The sequence below is a fragment of the Aliiroseovarius sediminis genome (assembly GCF_022678485.1).
Taxonomy (GTDB): domain Bacteria; phylum Pseudomonadota; class Alphaproteobacteria; order Rhodobacterales; family Rhodobacteraceae; genus Aliiroseovarius; species Aliiroseovarius sediminis.
This window is the reverse complement of sequence record NZ_JALBYP010000026.1, coordinates 55628-70212: the sequence shown is the minus strand read 5'-3', so window position 1 is coordinate 70212 and position 14585 is coordinate 55628. Positions and strand designations below refer to the sequence as shown.

The window sequence follows — 14585 nt, the reverse complement described above, 5'->3', positions numbered from 1 at the left end:
TGGCCTAGTCGCCCAGTTCGGCTTCCAGAAAGCGTTCGAAGGCGTCAAGGTTGACCGGCTCGAACTGCCCGAAGCCCTGCATCCAGACCGATGCATCGCGCAGGGCGTCGGGCTCCAGCTTGCACCATTTGACCCGCCCGCGCTTTTCCTGACTGATCAGCCCGGCGCGGGTCAGGATCGTTAGATGCTTTGACACCGCCGCCAGCGACATATCGAAGGGCTGGGCCACATCCGTCACTGCCATGTCATCTTCCAGAAGCATGGTCAGAATGGCGCGTCTGGTCGGGTCTGACAGGGCGGCGAAAGCAAGGTCAAGGCGGGTGTCCATGCCATCGGGTTAGGTCGGGACGCGGCAATCGTCAACCAAATGGTTGAATAAGGGGTTTCGTCGCGAAACGCTGGTGGATCACCGGATGGCAGGCGCCCTAGATTCGCGGGCGTAACGAAATTCGAATGATTACAGTGAATTAGCAAGGTTCATGTTGGCGCTAAACATCGTTGACTCGGTGCCGCCATGGCCTTAGCTAATGCCCAACTGTCATCGGAGGCCCTTTTTGTCCGACAACCCTGATCCCGAGCGGCTGAAACAGCTCGAGGCGCGCTTGAAAAAGGCGGCGGGTGAAGTCAAGCAAGAAGACACCAGTGACGCGGCTTATAACCAGGCATCCTTCGCTTGGCAGATGGTCATCGAGCTTACGGTCGGTCTGCTGATCGGCTTCGGCATCGGATTTGGGTTGGATACGCTGTTTGGCACGAAACCTATCTTCATGGTGCTGTTCATAATGTTGGGTTTTGCGGCGGGCGTTAAGGTCATGCTGTCCACTGCGGCCCAGATGCAGAAGAAAGCGGCAGAAGCGCAGGACGCGCAGACCGCCGCAGAAGAAAAGGGTAACGGACGTGGCTGAACAAGGCGCAAACAAGGGTGGCGGCCCGATCATCAAGATTGCATTCTTTGCCGTTTTGGCGTTGGTCCTGATTTCGGGGCTAATTTTTTCGCCCGAACATCCCGGCCTTGCCATTCATCCGATGGACCAGTTTGAAATCAAACCGCTTTTCGGCGGTGATAATTTGGGCCTCTTCACACCTACCAATCAAACGCTTTGGATGGTTCTGGCCATCGTCGGTGTCGTGGTCCTGCTTGTTGTCGGGTCGCGCGGTCGCGCCATCGTGCCGACACGCGGGCAGTCGGTCGCCGAACTGGCATACGGCTTTGTATACAAGATGGTCGAGGATGTGGCGGGCAAGGATGCCGTCAAATATTTCCCCGGCATCATGACCCTGTTCATGTTCATCTTGTTTGCCAACGTCCTTGGTCTGATCCCCACCAGCTTCACCCCCACCAGCCACATCGCGGTCACAGGTGTTCTTGCCTTGATCGTATTCGTCTTCGTGACCGTGCTGGGTTTTGTGAAAAACGGCGCGGGGTTCCTTGGTCTGTTCTGGGTAACGGCTGCGCCTTTGGCGTTGCGCCCGATCCTGGCTGTGATCGAGCTGATCTCGTATTTCGTGCGCCCGGTCAGCCACTCCATTCGTTTGGCGGGCAACCTGATGGCCGGTCACGCGGTGATCAAAGTTTTCGCCGGCTTTGCTGCGGCCTTGGGCCTGTTCAGCTTCCTGCCGATCCTGGCCATCTCGGCCGTCTATGCGCTGGAGGTTCTGGTGGCCTTCATTCAGGCCTACGTGTTCACGATCCTGACCTGCGTGTATCTGAAAGACGCCCTGCACCCGTCGCACTAAGCGGCTGGGTGCAGCCCGCTCATCCATCTAATTCTAGCATTCCAACGTAAGGAGAAATCACAATGGAAGGCAATATCGCTCAAATGGGTCAATTCATCGGTGCAGGTCTGGCAGCTATCGGTTCGGGTGCCGCCGCTATCGGTGTGGGCCACGTTGCCGGTAACTTCCTGTCGGGCGCCCTGCGCAACCCGTCGGCTGCTGCTGCACAAACGGCGACCCTGTTCATCGGTATCGCATTTGCGGAAGCACTGGGCATCTTCTCGTTCCTGGTCGCACTTCTGCTGATGTTTGCTGTCTAAGACCTGAACCATCCTTACGCGCGGGCGGGGGTTGATCCGCCGCCCGATGTAGTCCGGTTCCGGGAGAGAAGACATGGCAAATACTACGCAAGAGGTTGCAGGCGACGCCGCGCGTCATGCAAGCGAGATAGAAGGCATGGAAACAGCGACGGGTATGCCTCAGCTGGATTTCTCGACCTTCGGGAACCAGGTGTTCTGGCTCGTTGTGACGCTGGTTGTCATCTACTTCGTTCTGACAAAGGTCGCACTGCCCAGGATCGAGGCCGTGTTGTCCGAACGTCGGGGCACGATCACCAGTGATCTGGCTGCGGCCGAAGACCTGAAGCAGAAGGCCGTCGAGGCCGAAGACGCTTACAACAAGGCGCTGGCTGATGCCCGTGCGGAAGCGAACAAGATCGTCGCCGAAGCGCGTGCCGAAATTCAGGCTGATGTTGATGCCGCCGCTGCCAAGGCAGACGCGGAAATCGCTGCCAAGGCCGCCGAAAGCGAAGCCGCAATCGCCGAAATCCGCGCCGGTGCGGTCGACAGCGTCAAGACTGTTGCCAAGGATGCCGCCAAGGAAATCCTTGCGACGATGGGATACAAGGCCGATGCCAAAAGCGTCACCGCGGCTGTCAACGCACGGATGAAGGGGTAAGAGCATGATGAAAAATTACATCCTTGTCCCGGTTGCCGTGATGGCAGCGACGTCACCCGCCCTTGCGGCGGGGGATGCAGGCTGGACGGACTTGGCGAATACCAACATGGTCGTCACGCTGGCATTCCTGCTGTTCGTGACGTTCCTGGGTTATATGGGCGTTCACAAGATGCTGGGTGACCAGCTGGACAAGCGTGCGGACGGCATCAAGTCTGAACTGGATGAAGCCCGCGCCTTGCGGGAAGAGGCCCAGACCATTCTGGCAACTTATGAGCGCAAGCAAAAGGAAGTGGCAGAGCAAGCCGAACGCATCATCGCCCACGCCAAGGACGAGGCCGCGAATGCTGCGGTGTCCGCCAAGGAAGACCTGAAAACCTCAATCGCGCGCCGTCTGGCCGCGGCGGAAGATCAGATCGCATCGGCCCAGTCCGCCGCTGTGAAAGAGGTGCGCGACACCGCCGCACAGGTGGCAGTTGCTGCAGCCCGCGAAGTGATCGCCAAACAGATGACCGCGACCGAGGGCAATAGCCTGATTGACGACGCGATCAAGACGGTCGAAACCAAGCTGCACTAAGCACGTCTTAAAAAAAGCACTTAAAGAACCCGGCCCAAGTGGTCGGGTTTTTTTGTTGCTCGATTTGACTTTTCACAGCGGAACACACCCAATGAGGGTATAATTTCAACGAAAAAAGCCGGGCGATGAGGCCCGGCTTTTGACGTGGATTTGGCAGGCGTCAGTTCCGAATCGGACGAATGATGATCTCGACCCGGCGGTTCTGCTGGCGACCATATTCGTTCAGGTTCGAGGCAACTGGTCGATCTTCGCCATAGCCGATTGTAACCACCCGCGACGAGGGTACGCCGTTTGACAAAAGAACCGAGGCCACCGAAGCAGCGCGACGTTTTGACAATGCCAGGTTATAGTCGGCATTGCCCACATTGTCGGTATGGCCCACGACTTCGACAACCGAATTGGGGTAAGCGCGCAGGTTTTGCGCCACCGCGCGCAGATCGCTTTGCAGGGCCGGTCCGACCTGCGAACTGTCGGTCGCGAACAGGATGTCTTGGGGCAGGGTGACGATCAGCTCATTGCCGGTGTTCACGATCTGAACTCGGTCGTTGTCGATTGACTGGCGCAGGTCGCCGGCCTGCTTGTCCAGTTGCTGACCGATGGCGCCACCAACAATGCCGCCGATTACGGCGCCGACGGCTGCCTTGCCAAGCTTGCCGTCGCCCTTGCGCGTCGCGCCAAGCAGCCCACCCGCGACCGCGCCCATAGCTGCGCCGCTTTGCGTGCGTGGGCCGACGTTGCTGGTGGGGCTTTGCATCGGGGCTGTGCAAGCCGTGGCGGTCATTGTGGCCACAACGGCCATCGTCAATACAGAGTGTTTCAGGTGCATACTGCGTTCCTCGGGTTTGTTATTCGCATTTGGTTTATATGAATGCGCTTTGATATCAAATAACAAGCCCCGAAACGGGCGGTGAATGGCCGCGCTCAGGCGGTGTCTGCCGCATCCGCCTGCGCGCTTTCCCATGCCAGAAGTGCGCGTTTCATGGGTAGACCCCAGTGATAACCACCCAATGCGCCGGATTTACGCAGCGCCCGGTGGCAGGGGATCAGCCAGCTGACCGGGTTGCGCCCGACCGCCGTGCCGACAGCCCGCACCGCGCGAGGCGATCCGATCTTCTCTGCGATTTGCGAATAGGTCGTCACGTGGCCCGAGGGGATGGCCAGCAGGGCCTCCCATACCTTGATCTGAAAAGGGGCGCCGATCAGGTGCAGGGGGGTCATGCCACGCGCCTTGAACGCGTGTTCGACCCAAGGGGCAAGTTGCGCGGAACCTTCGATGAACTCAGCGTTGGGCCAGCGCGACCGCAGATCCTCCATCGCTGCGGCTTCGCCTGTCTCGGATGCCAGCCCCAACCCGCAGATCCCCTTGCCAGTCCCCATGACCAGCGCGGGACCGAAGGGGCTGTCGAACCACCCCCAGCGGATCGTCAGACCCGCGCCGCCCGTTGCATAGGCGCCGGGGCTCATCGCCTCCCACCGCAGAAAAAGATCGTGCAGGCGCCCTTGGCCCGACAGCCCCACCGATTGCGTGGTGTCGAGGGTCGAGAACCTATCTTGCAGCAGCGTCTTGGCATGTCCCAGCGTCAGAAATTGTTGGTAGCGTTTGGGTGACACACCGACCCAGCGCGAAAAGACCCGCTGAAAGTGGGCGGGCGACATGTCCATTTTAGCGGCAAGTGCGTCCAGCGACAGTGCCTCGCCTCCGGCACCGTCGATTTCGTCAATCGCGCGGCGGATCACGTTGTAATGATAGCTGTTGTCATGCGCGGTCATGGGCCTGTTCCTTTTTTCTTCCTTCACAATGGCGCAGATCGGCCTGCCAAAGCGACCCGGAAGTTGCGCATCCGAAAAAACGGGCGGCTGGCATCTTGTCGCCTTGGCCAGAAACAGGCATAGCGTTTGCATGGCAAAACAACTTGGTTATCACCAGATCCGCGCGATCTTCGACCGTTTTCACGAAGCCGAGCCAGAGCCGAAAGGCGAGCTTGAGCATGTGAATGCCTACACCCTCGTCGTGGCGGTGGCGCTGTCGGCGCAGGCCACCGATGTCGGCGTCAACAAGGCCACCCGCGCGCTGTTCAAGGTCGCCGATACGCCTGAAAAGATGCTAGCACTGGGTGAAGAAGGGCTGACCGAACACATCAAGACCATCGGCCTGTATCGGCAAAAGGCCAAGAACGTCATCAAGCTAAGCCGCATTCTGGCGGAAGATTACGGTGGTGAGGTGCCCAATTCCCGCGCCGCCCTTCAATCACTGCCGGGGGTGGGGCGCAAGACCGCGAATGTCGTGTTGAACATGTGGTGGGGCGTGCCTGCACAGGCGGTGGACACGCATATCTTTCGCGTCGGCAATCGCACCGGTATCGCGGTGGGCAAGGACGTAAATGCGGTTGAACGCGCGATCGAGGATCACGTGCCAGCCGATTACCAGCAACACGCCCATCACTGGCTGATCCTGCACGGCCGCTATACCTGCAAGGCGCGCAAGCCAATGTGCGCAAACTGCATTATCCGGGACCTTTGCCCCTTCGAGGACAAGAACATATGACGAAAAAGTACAAGGTTGTCGGCATCGGCAATGCCGTTGTGGACGTGTTGACCGTGGCCGATGATAGTTTTCTTGAACTGATGGGCATTGAAAAAGGCATCATGCAGCTGGTCGAACGTGACCGGGCCGAGGTGCTGTATGCCGCGATGAAAGACCGAAAGCAGGCGGCGGGTGGGTCGGTGGCCAATACGCTGGCCGGGATCGGCAAGCTGGGTCTGCCGACCGGGTTCGTTGGACGGGTGCATGATGACGCGCTGGGGCACTTTTATGCCGACGCGATGGAGATGGACGGCACCCGGTTCATCAACGCGCCGGTGCCGGGGGGCGAGCTTCCGACCTCGCGGTCGATGATCTTTGTGTCGGGGGATGGCGAGCGGTCGATGAACACGTATCTGGGCATTTCGGCAGAGCTTGGGTCCGAAGACGTCGACCCTGCGGTGGCTGCCGATGCCGAAATAGTGTTCCTCGAAGGCTATTTGTTCGACAAGGACAAGGGCAAGGACGCGTTTATTGCCATGGCGCGGGCCTGTCGGGCGGCTGGCGGGCTGGCGGGAATCGCGATTTCCGATCCCTTCTGCGTGGAGCGTCACCGGGCTGACTTCCTGACCCTGATCGAACATGAACTGGACTACGTCATCGGCAACGAGGAAGAGATCAAATCCTTGTTTCAGACCGACGACAGGGAGGAGGCGATTGCCAAGACCGCCGCGATCTGTTCGATGGTGGTCTGCACCCGTTCGGGCGATGGCGTGGCCATTCTGGCGCATGGCGAACGTGTGGACGTGCCCGTAGAACGCATCGTGCCGGTTGATGCGACCGGGGCGGGGGACGGCTTTGCTGCCGGGTTCCTGTATGGGCTGGCGCAGGGTCGCGACATGCGCACCTGCGGCGAGATGGGTTGCACCATCGCAGGCGAGGTCATCCGCCATATCGGGCCGCGTGCCGACCGCAATCTGCTGGCACTTTTGCGCGACAAGGGACTGGCCTAGGCCGCGCGCCCTTGCTTTCGGATCAGTCGCCCAGCTTGGCGTGCACCTCGTCCAGATCGACCTCGCCCACCGGCATCTTGTTGGCGGGATTTTCAAAGTCATATTTGAACAGCTCGAAATCGCGTTTGTATATCTCGTAAACCAAGTGCATCGACAGGTCGTCGAAATAATCTTCTACGGGGTGGGCGCGTTTGGGGCCGTGGCCTTCGCTTTCGTTGAAACGGGGAATGTCGGACAGCGTGACGTCATGCGGTGTCTCGATCGCGTCCAGCACCTGCTGCATCCCGTCATTGAACTGCTCGGTCCAGATAATCCTGTCATAATGCCCGCCATTGGCGATGAACGTCGCAACATGGCCTGACATGGCAGACCAGTGAATGTCGGGGTCCATCGGCTTTCGCCAGCGGATGGTGTCGCGGGCAAACAGCAAAAAGCGGCGAAAGCTCTGGATTTGGTCAAATTCGAAGCCATTGTCGGGGTCGCCAACTTCGATTCCGTATTTCTGGATCAGAAGCGGCACCAGGTTGCCACGATAACGCCGCCCGTTGCGCTGGATGCCGCAAATCTTGTCAAAGAAGCTGGACAGAATGCGGGTATACGGGTTTCGCACGCAGGTGAACGCATAGCTTTTGTGCGCCAGAACATTCGCTTCGATCAGCGGTTGCGATTCGTCCTGCGCCCACTTGTGCAGCCGATCCGTGCTGTCGTGAATGTCACCGTCGAAAAATTGGCCGTGATCGGAATAATACATGATCTGACCAATGGTCGAGCACGCGCATTTGGGAACGACCCGATATACGACGCTTTCGCTTTCGGTCATCCATGTGCCGGGAAATCCCATATGTTTAGTTCCTTCTTGGCGGGATCGACGACCGTCAATCTAGATGATAGCTATATCAGTGGGAAAAAAGCAAAGAAACACTGTTTATTCAAACACCTTTCACGCTATCAAAGAATCGCAGTCTTCGTGTTCTTCAGGAATATGTCACGTCCTCATGGCCAGAATCGCCTTCATATTGCTTTGTCACAAGGACCCTGATGCCATCATCAACCAGGCGATCCAGCTGACGGCGGTGGGCGATTGCATGGCGATCCATTTCGATGCAAGCGCCAAGGCCGAGCATTACCAGAAGATCCGCGCAGCGTTGGCCGATAACCCCAACGTTACCTTCGCGCGCAAACGTGTGAAATGCGGTTGGGGAGAATGGTCCTTGGTGCAGGCCACCCTGAATGCCGTCGAGGCCGCGTTGGACGCTTTTCCCCGCGCCACGCATTTCTACATGGTGTCGGGCGACTGTATGGCGATCAAATCGGCCGAATACACACATAACTTTCTGGATGCCTCTGATGTGGATTACATCGAAAGCTTCGATTATTTCGAAAGCGATTGGATCAAGACCGGCATGAAGGAAGAGCGGCTGATTTATCGCCATTTCTTCAACGAACGTACGCAAAAGCGCCGTTTCTATACCAGCTTCAACCTGCAACAAAAGCTTGGTCTGACGCGCGATGTGCCGCATGATGTGCAGGTGATGATCGGCAGCCAGTGGTGGTGCCTGAGGCGGCGCACGGTGGAATGGATCGTCGACTTCACCCGCAAGCGCAAGGACGTGATGCGGTTCTTCCGCACCACCTGGATACCGGACGAGACATTCTTTCAGACCCTTGTGCGTCATTTGGTGCCCGAACATGAAATACGCTCGCGTACGCCCACATTCCTGATGTTTACGGATTACGGGATGCCGGTGACGTTTTACGATGATCACTATGACCTGCTGCTAAGCCAGGATTTCCTGTTCGCCCGCAAGATCAGCCCCGAAGCGCATGAGCTGAAAAGCCGCCTTGGCGACCTGTATGCCGCCGAAGGGGTCAGCTTCCAGATTTCGAACGAGGGGCGCAGCCTGTTCAAGTTCATGACCGGGCGTGGTCGCATTGGCCAACGTTTCGCCCCTCGGTTCTGGGAAGCCGAAAGCACGCTGGGCCGGGATCGGGAATTACTGATCATCGTTGCTAAGAAATGGCACGTGGGCAAACGGCTTGTGCACAAGATCGGGCAGGTGACTGGCCTTCCGACGATCGAATACCTGTTTGACGAAGAAAGCTGCCCGATGCCCGATCTGGGCGGCATTCAGACCCGTCTGGGCAAACGCACGCGGCACCGTCGGGCGTTGATGCGGATGTTGTTTGACTATTACGATACGGATCGTTTGGTTGTCTGCATGGACCCGGACAACCTTGATCTGATGCAGGATTTTTTTGCCGACCGCTCGACGACGCGATTACTTGAAATCGACTGCAAGTTCTCGGATGACTACCTGCTTGGTCACGCCAAACGTGTCGGCTTGGCTGGGGACAATACGCCCCCGACGGCCATTGCCCGTCTGCTGCCGACGATCCGGTCGGATGTGGCGTTCGAAAGCGATCAGATCAGGGATGCGGGATTTGCGGAATACTACCGGATGAGTGAAACGGCGAGCCTTGAAGAAAACACCATCGCCATCTCGCGGTTTCTGTCCGTGACCGAGGATCGGGCGCGCGAGATTGCCGGATTGAGCCACCTGTTCTTGGACTAACCCCATCAATACGGAGAAGACCCATGACCTATGTCTATGACGACCAGAACATCTTTGCGAAAATCCTGCGGGGTGAGATCCCCAACGATACAGTTTACGAAGATGAACATGCGCTGGCCTTTCGTGACATCCAGCCCCAAGCGCCGGTGCATGTGCTGGTGATTCCCAAAGGCCCCTATGTCACCTATGACCATTTCGCCGACACCGCCACGGATGCCGAGATCATTGGCTATACCCGCGCCATCGGCAAGGTCTGCGCGTTGATGGGGGTCGAGCCGGGCACGGGGGGGCAGGGCTTTCGCACAATTTCGAACGCGGGCGAGGATGGGGTGCAAGAAGTGCCACATCTTCACACTCACATTCTGGGCGGTCGCCCGCTGGGCCGAATGCTGGAACGCGCCGCCGATTGATCGGTTCTGGCTTGCAGAGAGTTGCGGCGCTGGTATCATGGCGCGAAACGAATGAACGAGGTGTCACAGATGACCCACACCCCACCGGAAACCAAGATCGTCGACAGCTTCAAGGTCTCGTGCGACGGGGGCGAAGGCGCCCTTGGCCATCCGCGCGTCTATTTGCTTATTCCGGCCGAGGATGGATGGGTCGAATGCCCCTATTGCGACTGCAAATACGTTCATAAAGACTTCGCCGACAAGCTGGGTGGCGGGCACGCCGCCTAAGCGGTCGTGCCATCCGTGACACTTGACCGGACCGGAGATGACTGGAATTGACTGGGCCGCGGGCAGGGGCTTCGCGGCCTTTGCCGTCCTTGCAGGCCCAACCGCGCGTGAATGAATGGGAGGGGGCGATGAGCTTCGGAAAAGGTTGTCATCTGCATCTGGTCGACGGGTCGGCCTTTATCTTCCGTGCCTATCACGCGCTGCCGCCCCTGACGCGCAAATCCGATGGTCTGCCGATTGGTGCGGTGGCCGGGTTCTGCAATATGTTGTTCAAGTTTATCGAGGATAACGAAGGCCCCGACGCGCCGACCCACGTGGCGGTGATCTTTGACCACTCGGGCAAGACGTTCCGCAATGACCTTTACCCGGCCTACAAGGCGAACCGACCCCCGGCCCCCGAAGACCTTGTGCCGCAATTTCCCCTGACCCGGGATGCCACCCGTGCCTTCAACGTGGCCTGCATCGAGGTCGAAGGGTTCGAGGCTGACGACATCATCGCAACCCTTGCCAAACGTGCGGACAAGGCGGGCGGGCGCGTCACCATCTTGTCGTCCGACAAAGACCTGATGCAGCTTGTGGGCGGTGGCATTGAAATGCTGGACCCCATGAAAAACAAGCGCATTGATACCGAAGGCGTTGAAGAAAAATTCGGCGTCGGCCCCAACCGGGTCGTGGACGTGCAGGCGCTGGCCGGGGACAGCGTAGACAACGTGCCCGGCGCGCCGGGGATCGGCGTCAAGACTGCGGCGCTTCTGATCAACGAATTCGGTGATCTTGAAACGCTTTTGTCCCGCGCGGACGAAATCAAACAGCCCAAACGCCGCCAGACCCTGATCGACTACGCCGACCAGATCCGCGTCAGCCGCGATCTGGTGAAGCTGGACGACGGGATGGATATGGACCTGCCGTTCGAGGAACTGGAGCTGAAAGAGCCGGAGGCTGACACTCTGCTGGACTTCCTTGCCAAGATGGAATTTCGCACCCTGACCAACCGCGTGGCGAAAAAAATGGGGGTGGAGCCCCCCGAGATCAAGATCGCCGAACCCGAGGCCAGAACCGCCCCCGAAATGCACGAAATCGACGCCAGCGCCTATGAATGGGTCAAGGATGCCGATGCGCTGACCGTCTGGCTCGACCGGATCAAGGCGCGCGGATATGTGGCGTTTGATACGGAAACCACCGGATTGGATGAAATGCGGGCCGATCTGGTGGGAATCTCGCTGGCGGTCGAACCGGGGCAGGCGTGCTATATCCCGTTGACTCACAAGACCAGCCAGACCGACGATCTGTTCGGCGGCACCGATCTGGCCGACGGGCAGATGACACTGGACGAGGTGTTGGCGATCCTTAAGCCGATGCTTGAAGACCCTGCGATCCTGAAAATCGGTCAGAACATGAAATATGACGCGAAGATCATGGCGCGCCTTGGGGTCGATATCGCGCCGATTGATGACACGATGCTGATGTCTTACGCGCAGAATGCGGGCCTGCATAATCACGGGATGGACACGCTGTCCGACCGCTATCTGGGGCACCAGCCGATACCGATCAAACCTCTGCTGGGGTCGGGCAAATCGGCGATCACCTTTGACCGTGTGCCGGTCAAGGACGCGGTGAAGTATGCTGCTGAAGATGCGGATATCACCTTGCGCCTGTGGCATTACTTGAAGCCCCGCCTGCACAGCGCCAAGGTCACGCGGGTCTATGAACGGCTTGAACGCCCGCTGGTGCCGGTTCTGGCACAGATGGAAATGAACGGCATCAAGGTCGACCGCGAGGTGCTGTCGCGCATGTCCAACGCGTTCTCGCAGAAAATGGCGGGGTTCGAGGCTGAGTTGCACGAGATGGCGGGCCGCGAATTTAATGTCCAAAGCCCCGCGCAGGTGGGTGAAATCCTGTTTGAACAAATGGGGCTTGAGGGCGGCAAACGCACAAAATCCGGCCAGTGGTCCACGCCAGCCGATGTGCTGGCCGACCTTGCCACCGAACATGACTTTGCCGCTCGGGTCTTGGATTATCGACAGCTTCAGAAGCTGAAATCGACCTATACCGATGCGCTGCAAGACCACATCCACCCCGATACGGGGCGCGTGCACACGTCCTATTCGATTGCCGGGGCGAACACAGGGCGGCTGGCCTCGACCGATCCGAATTTGCAGAACATTCCCGTCCGGTCTGAAGAAGGGCGTCGCATCCGCGAGGCATTTGTCGCCCCCGAAGGCACGAAGCTTATCAGCCTTGATTACAGCCAGATTGAACTGCGCATCCTGGCCCATGTGGCGGAGATTGATGCACTGAAACAAGCGTTCCGCGACGGGCAGGATATCCACGCCATGACCGCGTCTGAAATGTTCGACGTGCCGATGGACGAGATGACGCCGGACATTCGCCGCCAAGCCAAGGCAATCAACTTCGGGGTGATCTATGGCATCTCGGGCTTTGGTTTGGCCCGCAACCTGCGCATCCCACGGTCCGAAGCGCAGGGCTTCATCGACCGCTATTTCGAACGCTTTCCCGGTATTCGCAAATACATGGATGACACGGTGGCGTTCGCCAAGGAGCACAAACGGGTCGAGACCCTGTTTGGACGTCGCATCCACACGCCGGAAATCGGCGCCAAGGGGCCGCAAGCGGGGTTTGCCAAACGGGCCGCCATCAACGCACCTATTCAAGGGACTGCCGCCGATATCATCCGCCGGGCGATGATCCGTATGCCCGACGCCATCGTCAAGCTGCCCGCCAAGATGCTGTTGCAGGTGCATGACGAATTGATCTTCGAAGTCGAAGACGGCGCCATTGACGATGTGATCGAGGTCGTGCGCGGCGTCATGGAGGGCGCGGCGGCCCCAGTCGTCAAGCTGGACGTGCCGCTGACGGTTGATGCTGGCGTTGGCATGAACTGGGCTGAAGCGCATTAACGCCCGCCGTAAGCGTGCCCCCGCACAAGTCCGGCCCGATGTTCGTGCCGCTTGACCAGATTACCGGGCGCGGTAAGGTCTCGATAATCAAACAGGGGGCCTTGATGCGCCGTTTCACCATTCTTGCCGCAACGGCGGCAACCATCGCTTTGGCAGGGTGCCAATCAGACAAAAGCAACGCCCAAACTTCGCGCGGGGCTGCGTCATTTTGCGACCGCGTCGTGGGATGGCAACCGATCAACGGCGAGCCAGAGGCCGAACGGGCAGTCACGCGCGCCGAGGTCTGCGCCAAGCCTGCGGGCGATGGCGTCTGGGTGAAGGTCGCAAAGGTCCATCCCCGTCTACGCACGCGCAGTTATTGGGTGTTGCTGCCCGCCGATGACCGGCATTTGGGGCGCGCGGCGGGTGATGCTTCGCCGGTCTTGGCTGGCTGGGTGTTGCAGGCCCGCCCGTTCGGGTGGGCGCACGAGGTTGTCGCGGTTCGCAGCAGTGGTAATGCGGCAACGCCTGCCTTGACCGGTGCCGCCTGTCCGCGCAAGGCGGTGGGCAAGAAACCTTCGCGCCGATATTGCGTCGCTGTGAACTAGGCGTCGCCGCGCGGGTCAAGCAGGCGCTGCATGACATCATGTGCGGTGATCCGACCGACGGGGGTGCCCTGGTCAGTGACGGAAATCTCGGCCTGTCCGTCCAGAGCGGTCATGACATCAGGCATCCGCGCGCGGGTATCGATGCTGACATTGCCTTGACTGACGCCTGCCGTCATCACATCGCGCGCGGTCAGAACGCCCAACGGGTTCATTTGTGCCACAAAATCAGCGACATAATCATCCGCGGGCGCGGTGAAAATGTCGCGTGGTGTGCCGCATTGTACGATCCGGCCGCCCTTCAGAATGGCGATCCGGTCACCCAGTTTGAACGCTTCGTCCAAGTCGTGACTGACGAAGATGATCGTGCGCTTCAAGGTCTGTTGCAGCTCCATCAACTCGTCTTGCAGGCGGGTGCGGATCAAGGGGTCCAGGGCCGAAAATGGCTCGTCCATCAGAAGGATCGGGGCGTTGGTCACGAAGGCGCGGGCAAGGCCCACGCGTTGCTGCATCCCGCCCGACAGCTCGCCCACCTTGCGGTCAGCCCATTCGGACAGGCCGACCAGATCAAGCTGGGCATCCACCCGCTCCTTGCGATCCGCGGCCGAGATGCCGTCAAGTTCCAACCCAAGTCCGACATTCTGGCGGACCGTGCGCCAAGGCAGCAGACCGAATTGCTGAAACACCATGGCGACGTGGCGCGCCCGGATGCGGCGCAGCGTGGCCTTGTCGGCGTGTGTGACATCGACAAGGGTTTCGCCATCCGATACATGCGCCGACCCACGCACCACCGGATTCAGCCCGTTCACCGCCCGCAATAGCGTCGACTTGCCGGACCCGGACAAGCCCATCAGAACGAGGATTTCCCCTTCTTGAACCGTCAACGAACAATCATGCACGCCCAGCACTTGGCCGGTCTGCTGCTGCACTTCTTCACGGCTAAGCCCTTGATCCATCAGGGGCAGGGCGGTTTTCGGCTGCTCGCCAAAAACAATCGAGACATTGTCGAATTTCACCGCAACACGGGCGGTCGTGTTTTCTTGATGGGTCAT

At 59.2% G+C, this 14585-nt stretch carries 17 protein-coding genes; 12 read left to right on the top strand and 5 right to left on the bottom strand.

What is annotated here, in order from left to right:
- Positions 1–4 precede the first annotated feature (4 nt).
- The gene (locus MN186_RS06855) at positions 5–328 is read right to left on the bottom strand and encodes an ArsR/SmtB family transcription factor (RefSeq protein ID WP_242113628.1); all 324 of its coding nucleotides are present in this window, start codon (positions 326–328) and stop codon (positions 5–7) included.
- 226 nt (positions 329–554) lie between these two features.
- Between MN186_RS06855 and MN186_RS06850 the strand changes: the two genes are divergently transcribed.
- The 5 genes from MN186_RS06850 to MN186_RS06830 all read left to right on the top strand — a co-directional run bounded on the left by MN186_RS06850 (position 555) and on the right by MN186_RS06830 (position 3247).
- Complete coding sequence (locus tag MN186_RS06850; protein WP_242113627.1) at positions 555–905, top strand: AtpZ/AtpI family protein; 351 nt, start codon at positions 555–557, stop codon at positions 903–905.
- 28 nt (positions 906–933) lie between these two features.
- Positions 934–1737 carry a F0F1 ATP synthase subunit A gene (locus MN186_RS06845; RefSeq protein WP_242113898.1) on the top strand — a complete coding sequence of 268 codons (804 nt, stop codon included), beginning with the start codon at positions 934–936 and terminating at the stop codon, positions 1735–1737.
- 62 nt (positions 1738–1799) lie between these two features.
- A complete protein-coding gene (locus MN186_RS06840; protein WP_242110043.1) occupies positions 1800–2036 on the top strand; it encodes a F0F1 ATP synthase subunit C in 237 nt (78 codons plus the stop codon).
- Positions 2037–2109: 73 nt separating this feature from the next.
- Positions 2110–2673, top strand: coding sequence for a F0F1 ATP synthase subunit B' (locus MN186_RS06835; protein ID WP_255743913.1), 564 nt, complete (start codon positions 2110–2112; stop codon positions 2671–2673).
- A 7-nt stretch (positions 2674–2680) separates the two neighbouring features.
- Positions 2681–3247 (top strand): F0F1 ATP synthase subunit B, encoded by a 567-nt coding sequence (locus MN186_RS06830; protein WP_242113896.1) that lies wholly within the window; start codon positions 2681–2683, stop codon positions 3245–3247.
- Positions 3248–3407: 160 nt separating this feature from the next.
- Here MN186_RS06830 and MN186_RS06825 read toward each other — a convergent pair whose 3' ends face one another.
- Together MN186_RS06825 and MN186_RS06820 are read right to left on the bottom strand one after the other, a co-directional pair.
- The gene (locus MN186_RS06825; protein ID WP_476726584.1) at positions 3408–4073 is read right to left on the bottom strand and encodes a YiaD family glycine zipper/OmpA-like lipoprotein; all 666 of its coding nucleotides are present in this window, start codon (positions 4071–4073) and stop codon (positions 3408–3410) included.
- Between the two features lie 95 nt (positions 4074–4168).
- Positions 4169–5017 (bottom strand): bifunctional helix-turn-helix domain-containing protein/methylated-DNA--[protein]-cysteine S-methyltransferase, encoded by an 849-nt coding sequence (locus tag MN186_RS06820; protein WP_242113626.1) that lies wholly within the window; start codon positions 5015–5017, stop codon positions 4169–4171.
- A 130-nt stretch (positions 5018–5147) separates the two neighbouring features.
- Here MN186_RS06820 and nth point away from each other — a divergent pair, with 130 nt between their 5' ends.
- Together nth and MN186_RS06810 are read left to right on the top strand one after the other, a co-directional pair.
- Positions 5148–5792, top strand: a complete 645-nt coding sequence (nth, locus tag MN186_RS06815; RefSeq protein WP_242113625.1) for an endonuclease III — start codon at positions 5148–5150, stop codon at positions 5790–5792.
- Complete coding sequence (locus MN186_RS06810) at positions 5789–6781, top strand: adenosine kinase (RefSeq protein WP_242113624.1); 993 nt, start codon at positions 5789–5791, stop codon at positions 6779–6781. Before nth ends, MN186_RS06810 begins: the two co-directional genes overlap by 4 nt.
- A 22-nt stretch (positions 6782–6803) precedes the next feature.
- Here the strand turns inward: MN186_RS06810 and MN186_RS06805 are convergent, their stop codons facing one another.
- Positions 6804–7622 (bottom strand): sulfotransferase family protein, encoded by an 819-nt coding sequence (locus MN186_RS06805; RefSeq protein ID WP_242113623.1) that lies wholly within the window; start codon positions 7620–7622, stop codon positions 6804–6806.
- A 154-nt stretch (positions 7623–7776) separates the two neighbouring features.
- On the opposite strand from MN186_RS06805, the gene MN186_RS06800 reads away from it, so the two are divergent.
- The 5 genes from MN186_RS06800 to MN186_RS06780 all read left to right on the top strand — a co-directional run bounded on the left by MN186_RS06800 (position 7777) and on the right by MN186_RS06780 (position 13536).
- Positions 7777–9354, top strand: a complete 1578-nt coding sequence (locus MN186_RS06800) for a DUF5928 domain-containing protein (RefSeq protein WP_242113622.1) — start codon at positions 7777–7779, stop codon at positions 9352–9354.
- 23 nt (positions 9355–9377) lie between these two features.
- Positions 9378–9764: a histidine triad nucleotide-binding protein gene (locus MN186_RS06795; RefSeq protein WP_242113621.1), complete on the top strand. Its 387-nt coding sequence runs from the start codon at positions 9378–9380 to the stop codon at positions 9762–9764.
- 69 nt (positions 9765–9833) lie between these two features.
- Positions 9834–10031 (top strand): zinc-finger domain-containing protein, encoded by a 198-nt coding sequence (locus MN186_RS06790; RefSeq protein ID WP_242113620.1) that lies wholly within the window; start codon positions 9834–9836, stop codon positions 10029–10031.
- Between the two features lie 128 nt (positions 10032–10159).
- On the top strand, positions 10160–12949 hold the full coding sequence (gene polA, locus MN186_RS06785; RefSeq protein WP_242113619.1) for a DNA polymerase I: 2790 nt from the start codon (positions 10160–10162) through the stop codon (positions 12947–12949).
- A 104-nt stretch (positions 12950–13053) separates the two neighbouring features.
- Positions 13054–13536: a hypothetical protein gene (locus MN186_RS06780; RefSeq protein WP_242113618.1), complete on the top strand. Its 483-nt coding sequence runs from the start codon at positions 13054–13056 to the stop codon at positions 13534–13536.
- Here the strand turns inward: MN186_RS06780 and choV are convergent.
- Positions 13533–14585, bottom strand: coding sequence for a choline ABC transporter ATP-binding protein (choV, locus tag MN186_RS06775; protein ID WP_242113617.1), 1053 nt, complete (start codon positions 14583–14585; stop codon positions 13533–13535). The two genes, MN186_RS06780 and choV, sit on opposite strands and share 4 nt — an antisense overlap.